This is a genomic window from Methylobacterium variabile (assembly GCF_001043975.1).
GTDB classification, from domain to species: domain Bacteria; phylum Pseudomonadota; class Alphaproteobacteria; order Rhizobiales; family Beijerinckiaceae; genus Methylobacterium; species Methylobacterium variabile.
This window is the reverse complement of the sequence record NZ_LABY01000515.1, coordinates 1-580: the sequence shown is the minus strand read 5'-3', so window position 1 is coordinate 580 and position 580 is coordinate 1. Positions and strand designations below refer to the sequence as shown.

General features: G+C 75.9%; 1 protein-coding gene. It reads right to left on the bottom strand.

Features of this window, described 5'->3' with window-relative positions:
• Window positions 1-455 (bottom strand): four-carbon acid sugar kinase family protein (locus VQ02_RS34245; RefSeq protein ID WP_342447868.1); only part of this gene is annotated, 455 nt, incomplete at its 3' end.
• Window positions 456-580: the final 125 nt, after the last annotated feature.

Here is a 580-nt window from a genome sequence, read left to right as displayed (position 1 = left end):
CGGTCGAGGCGGTGGGCGACCCCGTCGACGGCGGCGAAGAGGTTGCCGAAGGCCTGGTAGCGCTTCAGCCGCGGCGCGCCGACGATCATCGGGCTCCAGCGGCTGGGCATCACCCGCGTGCCGATGTCGATCGCCCGGCCGATCGAGCCGGTCTCGGGTGCGGAATCGAAGGTGGAGCACACTTTGTAGTGCAGGATCGGCGCGCCGAGCCGGGCGAGATCACCGAAGAGCCCGGGCAGCTCGCGATCCATCCACTCGGGCGGGCGCCCGCGGGAGGAGCCGGCGAGCCCGACGGCTCGGGCGTGGGGGAAGCGCGCGCGCCAGCCGTCATCCGGGGGCTCGAGGAACAGCACCGTCGGCACGCCGGCGGCGGTCAGCGCCTCCATGGCGTCGGTCGAGCCGGTGAAGTCGTCGCCGTAGAAGGCGAGGAGCAGGTCGTCCGGCCGGACGTTCACCGCCAGAACTCCAGGGCGCCGCGCAGGGCCGGGCTGTCGCCGGCGGCCTCGGCCAGCGGGCGCCCGTCCCGGGCGGCGCTCCAGGCGGCGCGGAAGGCCTCGACGCCGGCCGCGACCCCGCCCGG